An 18,167-nucleotide genomic window follows, 5' to 3' on the forward strand; every position below is an offset into this window, starting at 1 on the left:
AATTATGAATAAACAATGGCAAAACTCGGCAAAACGGCGGGTTAAACCGGCCCTCAAGTCGGTGGGGAAATTTGTATTAATTAATGCCGTCACTTTTGGTCCTGCAGGAGTAGCAGGGTGGGCGGTAAAATCGGTCTCGAAAAAGCCAGTGCGGCTGTTTCTCGGTATGGTACTTGAACCGTTACTCAGCAAAGTGATGAAAAGAGTTTCCGCAAAACTACTAAAAGAGCAGCATGAAAAATATCCAAAATGAGGTGATGTCTTGGGTGCAGCGTAGCACCGATCAACATTTATGCCTGGCGGTAACGGGCCTAAGTCGAAGTGGTAAAACGGCGTTTATCACTTCCTTAGTGAATCAACTTCTTTCGGTTGATCATGGGGCTCGTCTGCCACTTTTCACGCCTGCTCGTGAAGGAAGGATCATCGGTGTTAAGCGTGTTCCCCAGCGTGATCTTGCCACCCCGAGTTTCAGCTATGATCGGGGTATCGCTCAACTCTTTGGGCAACCAGCAAGTTGGCCGACCCCAACCCACGGGGTGAGCAAGATTGAACTGGTGATCCGTTACCGTCCTCAGAATTCACTGAAACGCTTTATTAAAGAGACCGCGTCCCTACACTTGGAAATCATTGATTACCCGGGTGAATGGTTATTAGACCTCCCCATGTTAGGCCAGACTTATGCCCAGTGGTCAACGCAAATGCGCGATTTAGTGACCGCTGAGCGCGAGCAATGGGCCTCATCATGGCAGGAAGCTTGCGCTGATTTAGATCCCCATGCCCCTGCCGATGAACAGCTGCTCGCAGACATAGCACAGCGCTGGACTGATTATCTGCACCGCTGTAAAGCCGAGGGTTACCATTTTATTCAGCCGGGACGCTTTATTCTACCGGGTGAAATGACAGGTGCTCCTGCGCTGCAGTTTTTCCCTTGGCCTTTTGCGGGTACTCCTGATCCGCAACATGATAACTACGATAAAACCTCCACTTATGCGACATTGGCACGGCGTTACGACTTCTATTGCCAGCATGTGGTGAAGAAATTCTACAGAGAGTATTTCTTAAGATTTGACCGTCAGATTGTGTTAGTCGACTGCCTACAACCGCTAAACAGCGGGGCAAATGCTTTCAACGATATGCGGTTAGCATTAACGCAGCTAATGCATAGTTTCCATTATGGCCAGCGTTCGTTATTTAGACGTCTATTCTCACCAGTTATCGACAAACTCCTGTTTGCCGCGACTAAAGCGGATCATGTCACCAGCGATCAACACACTAATTTAGTCTCTCTACTCCGTCAGGTTACTCAAGCGGCTTGGCAGAATGCTGCCTTTGAGGGCGTTAAGATCGAGTGTCTAGCATTAAGTGCTATTCAAGCAACGCGTCCGGGATTGATTGAATACCAGCAACAGCAAGTGCCCGCATTACGAGGCCGTCGCTTAACCGATTACCAGCCGGTATCGCTCTATCCAGGGGAAGTCCCCTCACAACTTCCGACGCCCTCATTCTGGGAAAAACAAGGTTTTCAGTTTGAAAATTTCACGCCTCTTGAGATGCAAGCTGATGCGCCTTTACCGCATTTACGTATGGATAATGCGTTAGATTTTTTACTTGGAGATAAATTGAAATGAAGGGTAATGACGTCAAGCCGCGTATCGATTTTACAGAGACCCCTTCTGAGCCGCAGGTTGAAACGATTAAAACCGCCTACCATTTTGATGAACAACATGCGGAACAGCATTTTATTGCGGAACCGTCAGGGGGTAATGAGCCGATCGACGGCGAGCATCAACTCACCTTAGAACAGAGCCTACGTCCTAAACTTCCGCTGTGGGGCCGCCTGTTACTTATCGGTATGAGTATTTTACTGGTGAGCGGGATTGCCCAGTTAGCGCAAACTCTATTCGTGGCATGGCAGGATAGCCAATGGCTGACTTTCGCTACGACCTCGGCGGGTATCCTGATTATTATTGCGGCCCTCAGCGCTTTGCTACGCGAATTCTTGCGGTTACGGCGGTTGAAAAAGCAAATGCATATTCATCAGGAGGCGCAACAGCTCCTCGCGAGCGAAGGCCAACATAGTAGTGTGGTGTTCTGCGAAAAGTTGATCCAGAATGCGGGATTAGCCGCCGAGCATCCTGCCGTTCTTCAATGGCGAGCTGCACTCGACCCGGGGCTGAGTAATAAAGAAGTGATCCTTCTCTATTCAAGAATCGTTCAACCTACCTTCGATCAACAGGCGCGACGTTTAATTCGTCAAACAGCAACCCAATCCGCGTTGATGATCGCCGCCAGTCCTTACGCATTAGTGGATATGGGATTAGTCGCATGGCGGAGTTTACGTATGGTGAATCAGATTGCTCGCCTTTACCAAGTGGAGCCCGGCTATCTCGGACGTATTCGATTACTTCGCTCTATCCTGCTTAATATGGCTATCGCGGGGGCGAGTGAATGGATCCAAGAGGCGGGGATCGATTGGCTCACGCAAGACTTGGCGGCACGGCTTTCTGTTCGAGTCGCCCAAGGAGTCGGCGTAGGGGTTTTAACTGCGCGCTTAGGGATAAAAACAATGACCCTCTGTCGCCCGATCCCGTGGGGCGAAGATGAGGCACCCAAAGTAAGTGAGTTTCGTCGGGGGTTAATCGCCGATTTAGGTGATAAGCTACGCGCCCGTAAACCGAATCAGGGATAATAGTCGCTGAAGTGTCAACTTTTCATGACAGAAATATTCTGCTTTATCCCTAGCTAGCGTATACTGTAACTATCACGCTGTTAGGGAGAGTTGCCATGCGTTTAGAAGTACAATGCCAAGACCGTCAAGGACTTGTTCGCGAGTTGCTAGATTTATTAGTTAAACGCGGTATCGATCTCTACGGTATTGAGATTGGCGAGAATTATACGGTCTACTTACGCTTTAGCTCGGTGGAGTTCGACGACTTTAGTGGGTTGATGGCGGAAATAAGGCGCACATCTGGCGTTAGCGATGTGCGACGCGTCAACCATATGCCGTCGGAACAGTCCTCCCATGCTTTACACGCTTTAGTCAATAGCCTGCCCTATCCCGTGCTGTGTACTGATTTGAAGGGGCGTATCGAGCTGTGTAATCTCCCCGCGCAGCAACTCTTCTCACTGGGTAGCAAACCCGTAAGTCACTCTCTCTCAGCGCTGATCCCGACTATCGACCCTACATCTTTGCAGTCGAAAAAAACCATCCCGATCACGTTACAAGGCCGCGACTTCCTACTAGAGGTTTGTCCACTTTTCTTGCCAGATGATGAAACATTACAGGCGCAGTTAACGGGTAGTTTAGTGATCTTTAAGCCGGTCTCGCAGGCAAAGCCGGGGCCAGAGCACAACGACTACGATACTGAAGGGGCTTTTAACCACGTCATTGCTGAAAGCCCTAAGATGCGCCAAGTCATACAGCGCGCAAAAAAGCTGGCGATGCACGATGCTCCCTTATTAATTATCGGTGAGACGGGTACGGGAAAAGATATTATTGCGCGGGCATGCCACCAACAAAGCCCTCGGCATAATCACCCGTTCTTAGCCTTAAATTGTGGGTCATTGCCCGATGATGTGGCGGAGAGCGAGTTATTCGGCCATGCTGCTGGCGCTTATCCGAACGCCGTCGATAGCCAGAAAGGTTTCTTTGAACAGGCGGCGGGTGGTTCAGTATTTCTTGATGAAATTGGCGAGATGTCGCCTAGCCTCCAAACCAAACTCCTGCGCTTCCTCAATGATGGCACATTTAGACGTGTCGGGGACGAGCATGAGGTGCATGTGGATGTGCGGGTTATTTGCGCCACGCAGAAAAATTTACAAGAACTCGTCGAACAAGGCGCTTTCCGTGAAGATCTCTTTTACCGATTAAACGTGTTATCGCTACAACTGCCAGCATTGCGTGAACATCCGCAAGACCTTATGCCTTTGGCAAGTTACTTTGTCGCACGTTTTGCCGTTGAGCAAAACACTGCTGTGCCGCGCCTTTCGCCATCACTATCTGCTCATTTAGCACGTTACGATTGGCCAGGTAACATTCGTCAATTAAAAAACTGTCTTTATGCTGCGATGACCCAATTCGAAGGGGATGAGTTGAAGCCGCAAGATGTTGTGCTGCCGAGTTTTACTCATGATGAAGAGCTGGATATTTTACAACTCGAGGGCACGTTAGACGAGATCAATGGACGGTTTGAGCGTTCAGTACTCGCTAAGCTTTATACCAGTTATCCCAGTACACGAAAGTTAGCCAAGCGGCTTGGGGTTTCCCATACGGCGATCGCTAATAAATTAAGAGAATATGGTGTGGGTCAGAAGGGAACGGAATAGGTAGGCAAGAATAAGGCCAAACATAGCTTGGCCTTAATATTTTACTTGAGGCTGGCTAACGCAGCGTCGTAGTCTGGCTCTTGTGCAATTTCAGGCACTAATTCGCTGTATAACACTTCATCTTGTTCATTGAGCACAACCACTGCGCGTGCGGTCAGTCCCGCGAGTGGGCCGTCTTGGATATCGACTCCCCACGCTTGCTTGAATTCAGGGTTACGGAAGGTTGAAAGGGACTCGACATTCTCTAAGCCATCTGCGGCACAAAAGCGAGATTGCGCGAAGGGTAAATCTGCCGACACGCAAATAACAACGGTATTCGCCAGTTCCGATGCTAATTGATTAAACTTACGTACTGATGCAGCGCAAACACCGGTATCAACACTTGGGAAAATATTAACGACTTTACGTTTACCTGTATAAGCAGCTAGGCCAACGTCGGCCAAGTCTTTATTAGTAAGGGTAAAGGAGGGCGCTTGAGTGTTAGCGGTGGGAAATTGACCAGCAACCTGAATTGCTGAGCCTTTTAACGTAACAGACTGGGACATAGTAGTTTCCTTCAGTAGAAATTTGCGTCCCTAATTAGTAGGAACTTTAATGAGTTAACCTCACTTTTATGACATACTTTTGCCGTTTAATCGAGAGCTTAATACTAAACCGCTGCATCACGTAGGACAGGGCGGTAACTCAAGAGTAAGGAATAGCGTTTATGCGTGATCATCGGTTTGTTGTGGTGACGAGTTTGTTATCGCTGTGTTTACCTACCAGCGTTTGGGCGCAGCCTGAAGTCTTGGCGTCCAAGCAAGAGATTATTCGTCAAATTAAAGATGAACCGGCATCCCTAGACCCGGCTCAAGCGGTGGGATTACCTGAAATTCCAATTTTACGTGATCTCTTTGAAGGCTTGACTAACCAAGATGCGCAGGGCCAACCCGTGCCGGGCGTTGCGAAAAGTTGGCATAGTAGCGATCAAAAGGTCTGGGTATTTGCGTTACGCAAAGAGGCTAAGTGGTCAAACGGTGATCCGGTTACGGCGAAGGATTTTGTCTACAGTTGGCAACGGATGGTGGATCCCAAAACCAGCTCGCCCTATGCATGGTTTCCCGCACTCGCTGCGATTGATAACGCGTCTGCCATCACGGCGGGCAAAAAGCCCGTATCAAGCTTAGGCGTGGTTGCCACCGATGATTATCACTTAAAGGTGACCCTCGAGCATCCTGTGGCATGGTTTCCCGTACTAACCGCGAGTTTTGCGCTATATCCGGTGCCGCAGAGTGTAATTACCCAATATGGAAGTCAGTGGACACTCCCTGGGCACTTAGTAGGTAACGGCGCCTATCAGCTTGAGAAACATATCGTCAACGAGCGGGTTGTCCTGACCAGAAATACGCAGTATTGGGATAATGCCCATTCGACGCTTAACACCGTGACCTTCGTACCACTGAACGATTCGGCGACGGCGACCCATTGGTATCAAGCCAACTCGCTGGATGTCACAGAATCCTTCCCTAAGAATCGCTACCAACAATTGCAGCAGACTATGCCTGCAGAGGTTTATACTCCCGCGCAACTCGGGACCTATTACTACGCCTTCAATACGCAAAAAGGGCCTACGGCAAACGTAAATGTTCGCAAAGCATTATCTTGGACGATCGATAGGCAAATCATCGCGGATAAAATACTGGGCACAGGTGAAAAACCTGCTTGGTACCTAACCCCTGATATTACTCAAGGCTTCGCGCCACCGGTATTGCCCTACCAGCAACTGACGCAGGCAGAGCGTAATCGCCAAGCCAAGTTATTATTAAATGCCGCTGGATATGGGCCAAATCGGCCTCTAAAGATCAGCATTCTTTACAACACCACCGATAATAATAAACAGATCGCAATCGCAGTAGCGTCAATGTGGAAAAAGAGCTTGGGAGTACAGGTCAGTTTAGTCAATCAAGAGTGGAAGACCTACATTGATAGCCGTAAACAGGGAAACTTCGATGTAATCAGGGCCTCGTGGGTGGGTGACTATAACGAGCCGTCCACCTTCCTTTCGCTTCTGACCTCGCAGCACAGTGGTAATATCTCGCGTTTCACTAGCAGCGCTTACGATGCGCTAATCGCTAAAGCAAGCACTGAGACGACAACCAAACAACGCGAAAAAACCTACGCGGCAGCGGAGACGATGCTGGCGGAACAGGTGCCCATCGCACCGATCTATCAATACACCAACGGACGCCTAATAAAGCCATGGGTGAAAGGTTATCCGATCACGAATCCGGAAGATGTGGTTTATAGCCGGCAATTGCGTATTGAAAAGCATTAACGAAATTTTACGGTTTTCTCCGTGGCGCTTACAGTACATCCGCTACACTGAGAAAAATTTGAGGAAAAAGGACTGATTTTGAGCTCAATCGATATCACACAACTGCATGTACCGGATGCAATCATTGCTTGCCAATTGGATGGTGAAGGGGGGATGTTACCCATCTCCTCTGCGGGTGCGATCGGCCCGACGAAACCGTGCTGGGTGCATTTAGATTACTCCTCAACCGTAAGCCGAGACTGGCTGCAATCCACACCGCTTATTCCCGATACGGTGCGTGATGCTTTGGCTGGCGACAGCCTGCGACCGCGTATCAGCCGGCTCGCCGATGGTTTCATGTTGGTGTTACGGAGTATCAATCATAATGATAACGCACGACCTGATCAGCTGGTCGCGGTACGCGTCTTTATTAATGGTGATTTAATCATCACCACGCGTAAGCGTAAAGCGCGTGCCATCGACACCGTATGGGAGGACCTACAGAAAGGTCATGGTGCAGAGAATGCGGGTAACTGGATCGTTGAGTTTTGTGACGCACTCACGGAGCAAAGCGGTGAGTTTATCGAGCAGCTCTATGATCGCATTATCGCCTTAGAGGATGCCCTGTTAGATGGCAAGGTTCCAGCGCGAGGCGAAATGGCTCTTTTGCGTAAACAGCTGATCGTTATGCGCCGTTATATGGCTCCGCAACGTGATGTTTTCGCGAGAATTGCCAATGAAAAATTCACCTGGATGGCGGACGAAGATCGACGCCTGATGCAAGATATCGCCGATAGACTAGGGCGAGGTTTGGAAGATCTGGATGCAGGTATTGCACGTACGGCGGTAATTAGCGATGAAATTGATGCACTGATTGCCGAGTCGATGAATCGCCGCACTTATATCATGTCGTTAATGGCCATGGTCTTTCTACCCGCGACTTTCCTGACAGGGCTGTTCGGGGTCAATCTAGGCGGCATCCCGGGAGGAAGTTGGCACTACGGCTTTTCAGTCTTTTGTGTGCTGCTTGCGGCGATCGCTATTGCAGTCACCTTATGGCTCAAGAGCAGGAAGTGGCTGTAAGTTGAGAGAACTTAAAAGGTGATCTGCATCAAAACGGATTTGTTAAGACTGGGGCATAATCTTTTTCGCAGGTGAATGCAACGTCAAGCGATGGACGTTGCGCTCCACATTGTCTTATTTTTTGAATTAAAGCATAGCGTAATTGATTCTCATGACCCCGGCACCTAGGTAACTAGGGCCGGTTTTTTTTTGCATGATAATAATGATGAAAAGGGCGGCATTAGCCGCCCTTTATTACTAATTTAATTCGACAATATCTAAGCGGTTCAGGGTATGAGGTTGATGGCTTTCATCTTCTGCTTGCCAACCAAGAGGAGTAACGGGGATATCTTCTCGATCAAACGCTAAATCCCCCCCGTCGACGACTGGAGTTCCATGGGTGACCGCATGAAAGTCGAAAAGTTGAGTATCTGCCATATGTGATGGAACGATGTTTTGCATCGCACTGAACATGGTCTCGATTCTACCAGGATAGCGTTTATCCCAATCCCGTAACATATCACCGATAACCTGGCGCTGTAGGTTGGGCTGCGAGCCACAAAGATTACAGGGGATGATCGGGAACTGTTTCGCCTCTGAAAAGCGAATAATATCTTTCTCGCGACAGTAAGCGAGAGGACGAATGACGATATGCTTACCATCATCGCTCATCAATTTTGGCGGCATTCCCTTCATTTTCCCGCCGTAGAACATATTTAAAAACAAAGTTTGAAGAATATCATCGCGATGGTGACCTAAGGCGATCTTGGTACACCCTAATTCACTGGCAGTACGATAGAGGATACCTCGGCGCAACCGCGAACAGAGTGAACACGTGGTTTTACCTTCAGGGACTTTCTCTTTAACGATAGAGTATGTGTCTTCCTCGACAATCTTATATTCCACACCTAAAGACTCAAGGTATTCGGGAAGAATATGCCCTGGAAAACCAGGCTGTTTCTGATCCAGGTTAACCGCAATCAACGAAAAGTTGATTGGAGCACTTTTTTGCAAGCTACGCAGGATTTCCAGTAAGGTATAGCTGTCTTTACCGCCAGACAAACAAACCATAATCCGGTCGCCTTCTTCAATCATCGAGAAATCAGCAATCGCCTCACCGACGTTACGACGCAAGCGTTTTTGTAATTTATTAAAGTTATATTGCTGTTTACTGTTAACTTCGGGATTGAATGACATTAAGCGAGTACCTGAATCAAAGAATTCTACGAGAAGGTCTTAGGATATCGTTTGAAGGACTTATGTGTTCAAACGCGCGGCGAAGTCTAGCATATTTCCTGTCCCAATCAGAAGTATTGCAATAAAAGTCTTAGCAATAATCGCTTAACAGCGAAATGTAAAACTAAATCGTAAAAAGTTATGTAATGGCTCGATTAATTATGCCAACTCTGACATATTTTCAAGCTCTTGCTTAATTCCCCTCTGGAGCTTACCGAATGAAAGTTGTTTCCTTACTGCTAGCGAGTTCTGTCTTGTTACTCGCCGGATGTAGCCACCCTCCGGCAGAACCTGAGCAACAGGCTACTGCAGCCCATATTCAACCCGTACATATGTCGGTCGTCGCAGCGGATAATTGTGCGATGGCAGGGGGATCCTTGGCTTATACGCGTCAACTCGATGGAAGCCGCGTTGGAATGTGCCAGTTAGTGAATGGCAAGCGTTGTAGTGAGACCGCATTGATGAGCGGGAGTTGTGCACGCTAACGCTGGCCGTAAATTCCCTTAGTGAGTCACTGTGTTGTCACAAGGCTCACCGCGCAGTATTTGCGCTAAATTGTTCAGTGTCGTCTGAGCAATACTAGTAAGCGCTTCTTGGGTTAGAAAGGCTTGATGTCCGGTAAATAGGACATTATGGCAGGCTGAGAGGCGTCCAAAAATATCATCTTGAATGATTTCATTTGATTTATCCTCGAAGAACAGTTCTCGTTCATTTTCATAGACATCCATCCCTAAGGCACCGACTTTACCTGCTTTGAGCGCTTCTATCGCGGCAGAAGAGTCTATCAATCCCCCCCGACTGGTATTAATGATCATCACTCCGCTTTTCATTTTCTTAAAAGCCTGAGCGTTAAGTAGGTGATGGTTATCTGGGGTCATCGGGCAATGTAATGAGATTACATCGGACCGAGCAAGTAGATCATTCAAGTCGGTATAACTGACCCCTAGTGCGGCGACATCTTTAGAGGGAAAAGGATCTGTCGCCAATAATTCCATGCCGAAACCCCGTAATATACGTAATGTTGCGAGACCAATTTTACCGGTACCAATGATGCCGGCGGTTTTACCGAACATATTAAAACCCGTTAGCCCTTCTAACGAAAAATTGCCCTCACGTGTCCGCTGGTAAGCACGATGGATCCGTCGATTTAAGCACATCATCAATCCGATGGTATGTTCGGCCACAGCCTCTGGCGAGTAAGCCGGTACCCTGACCACCTCAATACCGAGTTCTTTTGCGCTGTGTAGGTCGACATTATCGAAGCCCGCGCAACGCAGTGCGATGACCCTTACCCCCAAGCGGTGTAATTCCGCTAAAATAGACGCATCGCATTCATCATTAACGAACAAACACACTGCGTCGTGACCGACGGCGTTTTTCGCTGTTTCTGTCGTCAGCCGAAAGTCAAAGAAGCTGAATGTGTAGGCGAACCCTTCGTTAACCTTATTCAGTACCGCTTGGTCATATCCCTTAGTACTATAAACCGCAATTTTCATAGATTTTTCTCCATTAGAGGCGGGTAATGTTATACTGCGAGCAGAGTCAATACTTCTTGCGCTACGTCATTTTTATTTGAGTAAATTAATAAATAAAATTAATGATTATTGGAACTTGTTAAAAGCGTTATAAGGGATAAGGAAATATGTCGCTAGCGTTACGCTATATCTTATTTGCTCTAGCCATTGTGGGCATCAGTCTTATTGGATTGGGTCTATCGATCAATCAATGGTTCGTTCCGTTAGTACAGCATTACCTCCCTCAAGGCGTCACTGTCGAGCGGCAAAGCGGCTTTTCGTTATCTTTCTCGCAACTCAAGCTACCCACTTTTTCAATTTCTACGCAAGGGTGCCAACTAGCACAGGTAACGTCACCGAAGGTTGCGCTGAGTCGCTTTCCGATTAAGCTTTCTGCGCAACAGGTCACTGTCAACAGTGACTGCTTTAAACAGTGGCCATCTACGGCCTCAACAGAGAGCTCACCGTTAAGTCTACGCCATCTTCAGCAGACCTTACCGAGCCTTAATCTCGATATCGCTTCGCTAACGATTGCTCCTTGGCAAACCTATCAAGGCGCATTGAGATTCTCCTCAGCAGGAGCCGAACAGCATCTTCTTTACCAAGGACAAGCACTGTCTCTCGATGCGGCACTCTCTGGGCAGACCTTAACGTTGCACGAGATTACAGTAACTCATCCCTTGTTCAAACAACCGTTATCGTTATCAGGTAACGTTCAGCTAACCGATAGCCTTGCTTCGGTTCCTGAAGAGGCGAACTTGCGGGGTAATATAACCCTTGCTGACTATCCCAAGCCTCTGATGGTGAGTCTATCGCGTGACCACCAGCAGGGTGAATTACTCATCAACGATACTACCGCTCAGTCACCTTTACTTCGAGCGCCTTTCAGCGTCACAGACGATGAATTTCGCGTTGAAAAGGGGTCCTGGGCCTGGTCAATGCCAGGCCAGCCGCTTAGCGGTTTTTTCTCCCTCACTGCACGTCATTGGCAGCAAGGCTTCGAGCAAACGCTGATTAGTGGTCGCGTTAATGCGCTTACTCAAGGGCGTGGCGGAAAAGGCAATGTAGTGCTCAATCTCGGGCCGGGAACATTATCGCTCAGTGATAATCAATTTCCCCTGCGGTTGACCGGTACCGCAAAATTACAAGATTTGCAGTTTTACGCGGGGTTACCGGCGACACTCACCGGAATGTTAACCAGCCCTACGCTGCACTTCCAACCAAAAGCCCTGCTATTAATGCGCGGAGAAGTCTTACCGGGGTGGGAAGTCGACGAAGCGCGATGGCCTATTGCAGGAGTGAGATTGACTGCGCAGGGACTCAGTGGGCTGTTACAAGCCAATTTCATGGTGCGTAATCAGCAGAGTAGCTTTTATCTTCTGCACCTGGCAGGGATGGCAGAGAACTTCTTACCCGATAAAGGGCGGTGGGATTGGCGTTATTGGGGGAAAGGGATGATCCTGCCACTGACGGCTAATTGGGACGTGCAAGGAAGAGGCTTCTGGCATGACGAAGAAATTACTTTAACTTCACTCTCTACCGGCTTTGACCAGATCCGCTACGGCAGCATGCTTATGCAAAAGCCGCGCATGACGTTGACTCAGCCCGCACATTGGATCACTCAGCAAGAAAAGCCACAGTTCTCGGGAGGATTTAAAATCGTCTCAGATTCGACGTTCTTTGGCGAAACAAGTCAACTTCCCGCCGCGCAATTGAATCTCGATGTGCAGGGAACAACGCCTGATCAGTTTGGATTTAAAGGCCAATTAGTTGCCAAACAAATCGGCCCGGTGCGGGTTATCGGGCGGCGAGATAAGAGCCGTTGGTTAGGCCGTGCGTGGTGGCCAGAGCAATCACTCTCCGTATTCCAACCGCTTGCCGGACCGGAAAGTCGAGTCGCGTTACATTCTGGGGACTTACGGGCACAAGCGGCGTTCTCCTTCACTGACGATAAGGGATTTCAAGCCGGGGGGCATTGGGTCGTCAAGGATGGCAACATTTGGCTACCGGACTACCAGTTTAAGGGGGTTAATTTTTCCTTGCCTTTCCGCTTTACAGATCACCGCTGGCATTTTGGATTGCGCGAGCCTGTGGCGTTGAACATCGCGCAAATTGAGAATAAGTTCCCGATGAGCGATCTTACCCTGCAGCTTAAAGGCAGCTGGCCGTGGGATGAGCAGCACCCAATGGAAATCAATAATACATCAGTCGATATTTTCGGGGGGAGCTTAGCTATGGCGCACTTACGCCTGCCTCAGCACCACAGTGCGCAGCTCGAGATTAAGCATCTAGGGATGAGCCAGCTTATTACCGCCATTCACCCGAAGCAGATCGCTATGTCTGGTAAAATCAGCGGTCAACTACCGTTGTGGTTTGAGAATTCGCCGTGGCTTATCGAAAATGGTTGGATTAAAGATGATAAAGGCCTGACGCTACGGGTAGACAAAGACTTGTTAGATCAAGTTCTTAAAAATAACCTCGCGGCCGGTGCGGCAATAGATTGGTTACGTTATATGGAGATTTCGAAGTCCTACGCGACGGTGCAAGTCAGCGCTAAAGGCGACCTACTGATGAAATCGCAGATCCACGGTACTAGCCGCTTCGATGACAAGAGACAACGCGTCAATCTCAATTATCACCATACCGAAAATATTTTTATGCTATGGCGCAGTCTCAGCTATGGCGATAATTTACAGTCATGGTTAGAGGAGCAGACTCGGCTACCTGCTAATAAGGAAAAAGGACAATGAAACTTAATCTCATCATAATGCTCGCTGTTGCCACGACTCTGGTAGGCTGTATTCCCAAAATTGAGGTAGCTGCGCCGAAAGAGCCGATCACTATCAATATGAATGTGAAAGTCGATCACGACATCACCATCAAAGCAGATCCTGATGTTGAAAAACTCATTCACCAGCGCCAAGCAGAGAGAACGCCAGAGAAAATGCAAGCTCCCGGGCAGCAGAAACAACAAAGCGCCCAATAGGGCGCTTTGTTTAGTCATGCGAAAGCTTATACCAGCTGATCGATTTGCGCTTTTGCGTCTTCAATAGCTTTGGTGGCGACCTCTGGCCCATATGCAATACCTTCGGCAAGGATGGTTTGCACGTTGGTAATCCCAATAAAGCCTAAAAACAATGCCAGGTATGGCGTGACTAAATCGGTTGGGGTGTCTTTATGGATGCCGCCGCGGGTGGAAAGCACGACGGCTTTTTTACCGACGACTAAGCCTTCTGGCCCCGTCCCGGTGTAACGGAATGTCACGCCTGCACGAGCGATCAAATCAAAGTAAGTTTTCAACTGCGTAGAGATATTAAAGTTATACATTGGCGCGGCGATAACGATGACATCGTGCGCTTGTAATTCGGCAATAAGCTGGTCAGAAAGGGTTAACGCTTGCTGTTGACGCTCGGTTAGCGCGGCATCGCTTGGGCGTAGTGCACCCACTAATTCACCATCCAGTACCGGAATAGGGTTAGCTGCGAGATCACGTACCGTGACAGTGTCACCTTTTGCTGTGGCTGAAGCGGCATAGTGGTCGGCTAATAAACTCGATTGTGAGTAGTCTGCGAGAATACTTGATTTAAGTACTAATACCTTGCTCATGATTTATCCTTGTTGTTCGGTAAGTTATGCTCACTATAAAGGGGTTAGTCGCCAAAAAAAAGGCAATGTTTTCGATGTCCATATTCAAAAAATCTGAATGAACCTTAACCTAGACTTATGGGTGCTAACCTGCCGCTTAACAATGAGTTGTGATATAATAGAACAGTAAGTTGGCTGTATCGATATTCTCTTCTACTGTTGCTACTTCAAGGTAATACCGCTCTATGTCTAAAATCGATTCCACGACCCTTTCCTCACTCTGGACGCGCAGTGATCAGGTTTTATTTCGTGATCGTCAGCAGCTTCGTCGCCGATTAAGAGGGATTGATAAGATAGCTCAACCGGCCTCGCAGCAAGCGGTAGTCGCCAAAATAGAACAGGAGCTGATCGCCGCTGAGCAGCGTCTTGCGAACCATGAGAGCGGTCGTCCTTCGGTTATCACTTTCCCCGATAATCTTCCCGTCAGCCAAAAGCAACAGGCTATCGCTGAGGCGATTAGTCGCCATCAGGTCGTGATTATTGCGGGGGAGACGGGTTCGGGTAAAACAACCCAGATTCCAAAAATTTGTCTCGCGCTAGGCCGCGGGCGACAAGGACTAATCGGTCACACTCAGCCACGGCGTCTGGCGGCCCGTACAGTCGCAACGCGGATTGCTGAGGAGTTAGGGAGTGCTCTCGGCGGAGTCGTAGGCTATCGGGTGCGTTTTACCGATCAAATTTCAGAACAGACACATGTCAAGTTGATGACTGACGGTATCTTGCTTGCAGAGATTCAGCAGGACAAACGCTTGTTGCAATACGATACTTTGATTATCGATGAGGCGCATGAGCGTAGTCTTAACATCGATTTCCTATTGGGTTACCTGCGCGAATTGCTGCCTAAGCGTCCCGATCTTAAAGTCATCATTACCTCTGCTACCATCGACCCTGAACGTTTTTCTAAACATTTCGGGGATGCGCCAATCATTGAAGTCTCTGGACGAACCTACCCGGTGGACGTGCGTTATCGTCCGGTCAGCGCAGAGAGTAGCGAAGGGGATCGCGATCAATTACAGGCCATCTTCGATGCCGTCGATGAACTTTACCGCGAGCCACCCGGCGATATTCTTATATTTATGAGTGGGGAGCGCGAAATCCGCGATACTGCGGATGCGCTTTCGCGTCGAGATTTACCGCATACTGAAATCTTGCCTCTTTATGCACGGCTCTCAAACAGTGAGCAGAATAGGGTGTTTCAATCGCACACCGGTCGGCGGATTGTCTTAGCGACAAACGTTGCAGAAACCTCCTTGACGGTACCTGGGATCAAATATGTGATTGATCCCGGTACTGCGAGGATTAGCCGCTATAGTTACCGAACCAAGGTGCAGCGTCTGCCGATAGAACCCATTTCTCAGGCCTCCGCTAACCAACGTGCAGGGCGTTGTGGCCGGGTCTCAGAGGGTATCTGTATCCGCCTTTATTCTCAGGACGATTACCAGACCCGCCCAGAATTTACGGATCCTGAGATATTACGCACCAACTTAGCGTCGGTGATCTTGCAGATGACTGCACTCGGGCTGGGCGATATTCAAAAATTTCCGTTTGTCGAGAAACCAGACAACCGTAATATTCAAGATGGTGTCCGTCTATTAGAAGAATTAGGGGCTCTAGAGAGCACTGGACACGATAGCCAGAAGTTGACCACTGTAGGACGACAGCTGGCACAACTGCCGATCGACCCTCGACTCGCAAAGATGGTCTTGGCTGCTCAACAATTTGGATGTGTGCGTGAGGCTATGATTATTACTGCCGCACTCTCTATTCAAGATCCGCGAGAACGCCCGGTCGACAGGCAGCAGGCCTCGGACGAGAAACATCGCCGCTTCGCTGATAAGGAATCGGACTTTCTTGCGTGGATCACTCTTTGGAACTACGTACAGGAACAACAGAAAGCCTTAACTGGCAATCAATTCCGTCGTCAATGTAAGAGCGATTACCTAAATTATCTGCGCATCCGTGAGTGGCAAGACATCTATACGCAATTACGGCAAGTCGTTCGTGAATTGGGATTTGCGGTAAACAGCCAACCCGCTCCGTATCGTGAGTTACACAGTGCGCTACTGAGCGGCTTACTGTCACGCGTTGGGCAAAAAGATATCGAAAAGGGTGAGTTTTTGGGCGCGCGACAGACTCGCTTTCACCTTTTTCCTGCATCGAGCCTCTTTAAAAAACCGCCTAAATGGGTGATGGTCGCCGAGTTAGTCGAGACGAGCAAGTTATGGGGACGGATCGCCGCTAAAATCGAGCCAGAGTGGATCGAGCCACTGGCGGGTCATCTAGTTAAGCATAGCTACAGCGAACCGCACTGGGAGAAAAAGCAAGGATCCGTCGCGGCCTTCGAAAAGGTGACCTTATATGGTTTACCGATCATCACACAGCGTAAGGTCAATTACAGCCGTATTGATCCGGTTTTATGCCGCGAGCTCTTTATCCGTCACGCACTGGTTGAGGGGGAGTGGCAGACGACACATCGCTTCTTTAGCCACAACCAGGCTCTTCGTCTGGAAGTGGAAGATCTTGAGCATAAATCTCGGCGTCGAGACATTCTCGTTGATGACGAGACCTTGTTTGCGTTCTATGAGCAGCGCATCCCTTCAGACATAGTCTCTGTGCGCCATTTTGATAAGTGGTGGAAAAAGGCCTATCAAGACGACCCTCAGCAGCTCGATTTCGACAAAGAGATGTTAGTTAGAGAGGGTGCAGGTCAGGTCGATGCTAACGATTATCCTAATAATTGGCGACAAGGTAATGTCCAGCTACCGCTCACTTATCAGTTCGAGCCTGGACAGGATGCCGATGGGGTGACGGTGCATGTCCCATTGCCGTTACTTAACCAAATTGACGAACAGGGCTTCGATTGGCAAATTCCCGGCTTACGCAAAGAGTTAGTCGTCGCCTTGATCAAGTCATTACCTAAACCGGTACGTCGAAATTTTGTCCCGGCACCAGACTATGCTGAGGCATTCTTAGGCCGTGTTACCGATATGAATATGCCATTACTGGACGCGCTGGAGCGTGAGTTTCGGCGCATGAGTGGCGTGACCATCGATCGTGATGCTTGGCAACTGCAGCAGGTGCCTGAACATCTCAAAATGACGTTTCGCGTCGTCGATGGTCATAATAAGAAATTGGAAGAGGGTAAATCGCTTGCCGCGCTACAACTGAAACTGAAAGGCAAAGTCCGCGAGACGCTATCGAAAGTAGCCGATATTGGGTTAGAAAAGCAGGGCGTGACCGAATGGGATTTCGGCGAACTTCCACAGACTTTCAGCCGTAAACAGGCCGGGTTTACGCTGAAAGCGTGGCCAGCGCTGGTGGACGAGAAGCAGAGTGTTGCGATTAAACTTTTCGATACCGAGGCAGAGCAGCGTCAGGCAATGTGGCAAGGTCAGCGCCGATTACTTCTGCTAAATATTCCTTCGCCGGTCAAGTATCTGCACGAGAAACTCCCGAATAAGGCCAAGCTGGGGCTGTACTTTAATCCCTACGGGCAGGTTCTACAGCTTATCGATGATTGTATCCACTGCGGGATTGATAAGATAATGGCGCAGCATGGCGGCCTCGTCTGGGACGCACAGCACTTTTCTGTGCTGCGTGAAAAGGTTAAGGCTGAGCTTAATCAAACGGTGGTAGACATTGCTCAACAGGTCGAGAAAATTCTCTCTACCGTATTTGCTATTAACAAACGTCTAAAAGGCCGCGTCGATATGGCGTTAGCGCTGGCATTAAGTGATATCAAAGCGCAGCTTTCGCATCTCGTTTATCCAGGGTTTGTGACGAAGAATGGTTGGCACAAGTTGGCGGACACGTTGCGTTATTTACAGGCGATCGAACGACGTTTAGATAAGCTTCCCATAGATCCACACAGCGATCGTGCACGGATGTTGCGTATTCAACAGGTTGAGCAAGCGCTACAACGTTATCGTAATAAGTTATCTAAAGCCGATCAAAATAATGAAAAGGTCTTGTCTGCTCGCTGGATGATAGAAGAGCTACGGGTGAGCCTTTTTGCTCAGCAGCTGGGGACACCTCACCCAGTGTCTGAAAAACGTATCCTACAGTCACTGGAAGAGACGCCGAGCTAAGGC

General features: G+C 48.9%; 14 protein-coding genes. 10 read left to right on the top strand and 4 right to left on the bottom strand.

The window, feature by feature from the left end; translation table 11 throughout:
• Nucleotides 1–4 precede the first annotated feature (4 nt).
• From pspD to tyrR, 4 genes are all read left to right on the top strand, one after another.
• Entirely contained in the window at nt 5–253 is a 249-nt protein-coding gene (gene pspD, locus HGT70_RS05835) for a phage shock protein PspD (protein WP_071430054.1), read from the top strand.
• Complete coding sequence (locus HGT70_RS05840; protein WP_071430056.1) at nt 234–1,628, top strand: YcjX family GTP-binding protein; 1,395 nt, start codon at nt 234–236, stop codon at nt 1,626–1,628. The genes pspD and HGT70_RS05840 overlap by 20 nt, the downstream gene beginning before the upstream one ends.
• Nucleotides 1,625–2,689 (top strand): YcjF family protein, encoded by a 1,065-nt coding sequence (locus HGT70_RS05845; protein ID WP_214195237.1) that lies wholly within the window; start codon nt 1,625–1,627, stop codon nt 2,687–2,689. Before HGT70_RS05840 ends, HGT70_RS05845 begins: the two co-directional genes overlap by 4 nt.
• A gap of 95 nt (nt 2,690–2,784) precedes the next feature.
• Complete coding sequence (gene tyrR / locus HGT70_RS05850; RefSeq protein WP_071430060.1) at nt 2,785–4,326, top strand: transcriptional regulator TyrR; 1,542 nt, start codon at nt 2,785–2,787, stop codon at nt 4,324–4,326.
• A gap of 41 nt (nt 4,327–4,367) precedes the next feature.
• Here tyrR and tpx read toward each other — a convergent pair whose 3' ends face one another.
• Nucleotides 4,368–4,871, bottom strand: a complete 504-nt coding sequence (gene tpx / locus HGT70_RS05855) for a thiol peroxidase (protein ID WP_071430062.1) — start codon at nt 4,869–4,871, stop codon at nt 4,368–4,370.
• A gap of 161 nt (nt 4,872–5,032) precedes the next feature.
• Here tpx and HGT70_RS05860 point away from each other — a divergent pair, with 161 nt between their 5' ends.
• Nucleotides 5,033–6,640 carry a peptide ABC transporter substrate-binding protein gene (locus HGT70_RS05860; protein ID WP_214195238.1) on the top strand — a complete coding sequence of 536 codons (1,608 nt, stop codon included), beginning with the start codon at nt 5,033–5,035 and terminating at the stop codon, nt 6,638–6,640.
• A 78-nt stretch (nt 6,641–6,718) separates the two neighbouring features.
• Nucleotides 6,719–7,702 carry a zinc transporter ZntB gene (zntB, locus tag HGT70_RS05865; protein WP_214195239.1) on the top strand — a complete coding sequence of 328 codons (984 nt, stop codon included), beginning with the start codon at nt 6,719–6,721 and terminating at the stop codon, nt 7,700–7,702.
• A gap of 237 nt (nt 7,703–7,939) precedes the next feature.
• Here the strand turns inward: zntB and ttcA are convergent, their stop codons facing one another.
• Nucleotides 7,940–8,878, bottom strand: a complete 939-nt coding sequence (gene ttcA / locus HGT70_RS05870; protein WP_214195240.1) for a tRNA 2-thiocytidine(32) synthetase TtcA — start codon at nt 8,876–8,878, stop codon at nt 7,940–7,942.
• Nucleotides 8,879–9,135: 257 nt separating this feature from the next.
• On the opposite strand from ttcA, the gene HGT70_RS05875 reads away from it, so the two are divergent.
• Complete coding sequence (locus HGT70_RS05875; RefSeq protein WP_214195242.1) at nt 9,136–9,402, top strand: putative hemolysin; 267 nt, start codon at nt 9,136–9,138, stop codon at nt 9,400–9,402.
• Nucleotides 9,403–9,420: 18 nt separating this feature from the next.
• Here the strand turns inward: HGT70_RS05875 and HGT70_RS05880 are convergent, their stop codons facing one another.
• Nucleotides 9,421–10,413, bottom strand: coding sequence for a 2-hydroxyacid dehydrogenase (locus HGT70_RS05880; protein WP_214195243.1), 993 nt, complete (start codon nt 10,411–10,413; stop codon nt 9,421–9,423).
• 146 nt (nt 10,414–10,559) lie between these two features.
• On the opposite strand from HGT70_RS05880, the gene HGT70_RS05885 reads away from it, so the two are divergent.
• Together HGT70_RS05885 and HGT70_RS05890 are read left to right on the top strand one after the other, a co-directional pair.
• On the top strand, nt 10,560–13,181 hold the full coding sequence (locus HGT70_RS05885; protein WP_214195244.1) for a YdbH family protein: 2,622 nt from the start codon (nt 10,560–10,562) through the stop codon (nt 13,179–13,181).
• Nucleotides 13,178–13,417, top strand: coding sequence for a YnbE family lipoprotein (locus HGT70_RS05890; protein ID WP_214195245.1), 240 nt, complete (start codon nt 13,178–13,180; stop codon nt 13,415–13,417). Before HGT70_RS05885 ends, HGT70_RS05890 begins: the two co-directional genes overlap by 4 nt.
• A 26-nt stretch (nt 13,418–13,443) precedes the next feature.
• On the opposite strand, the gene HGT70_RS05895 is transcribed toward HGT70_RS05890, so the two are convergent.
• Nucleotides 13,444–14,037 (bottom strand): FMN-dependent NADH-azoreductase, encoded by a 594-nt coding sequence (locus HGT70_RS05895; protein WP_214195247.1) that lies wholly within the window; start codon nt 14,035–14,037, stop codon nt 13,444–13,446.
• A gap of 224 nt (nt 14,038–14,261) precedes the next feature.
• Between HGT70_RS05895 and hrpA the strand changes: the two genes are divergently transcribed.
• Nucleotides 14,262–18,164, top strand: coding sequence for an ATP-dependent RNA helicase HrpA (hrpA, locus tag HGT70_RS05900; RefSeq protein ID WP_214195248.1), 3,903 nt, complete (start codon nt 14,262–14,264; stop codon nt 18,162–18,164).
• Nucleotides 18,165–18,167: the final 3 nt, after the last annotated feature.

The sequence above is a fragment of the Rosenbergiella collisarenosi genome (assembly GCF_018494085.1).
In the GTDB taxonomy this organism is placed as follows: Bacteria; Pseudomonadota; Gammaproteobacteria; order Enterobacterales; family Enterobacteriaceae; genus Rosenbergiella; species Rosenbergiella collisarenosi.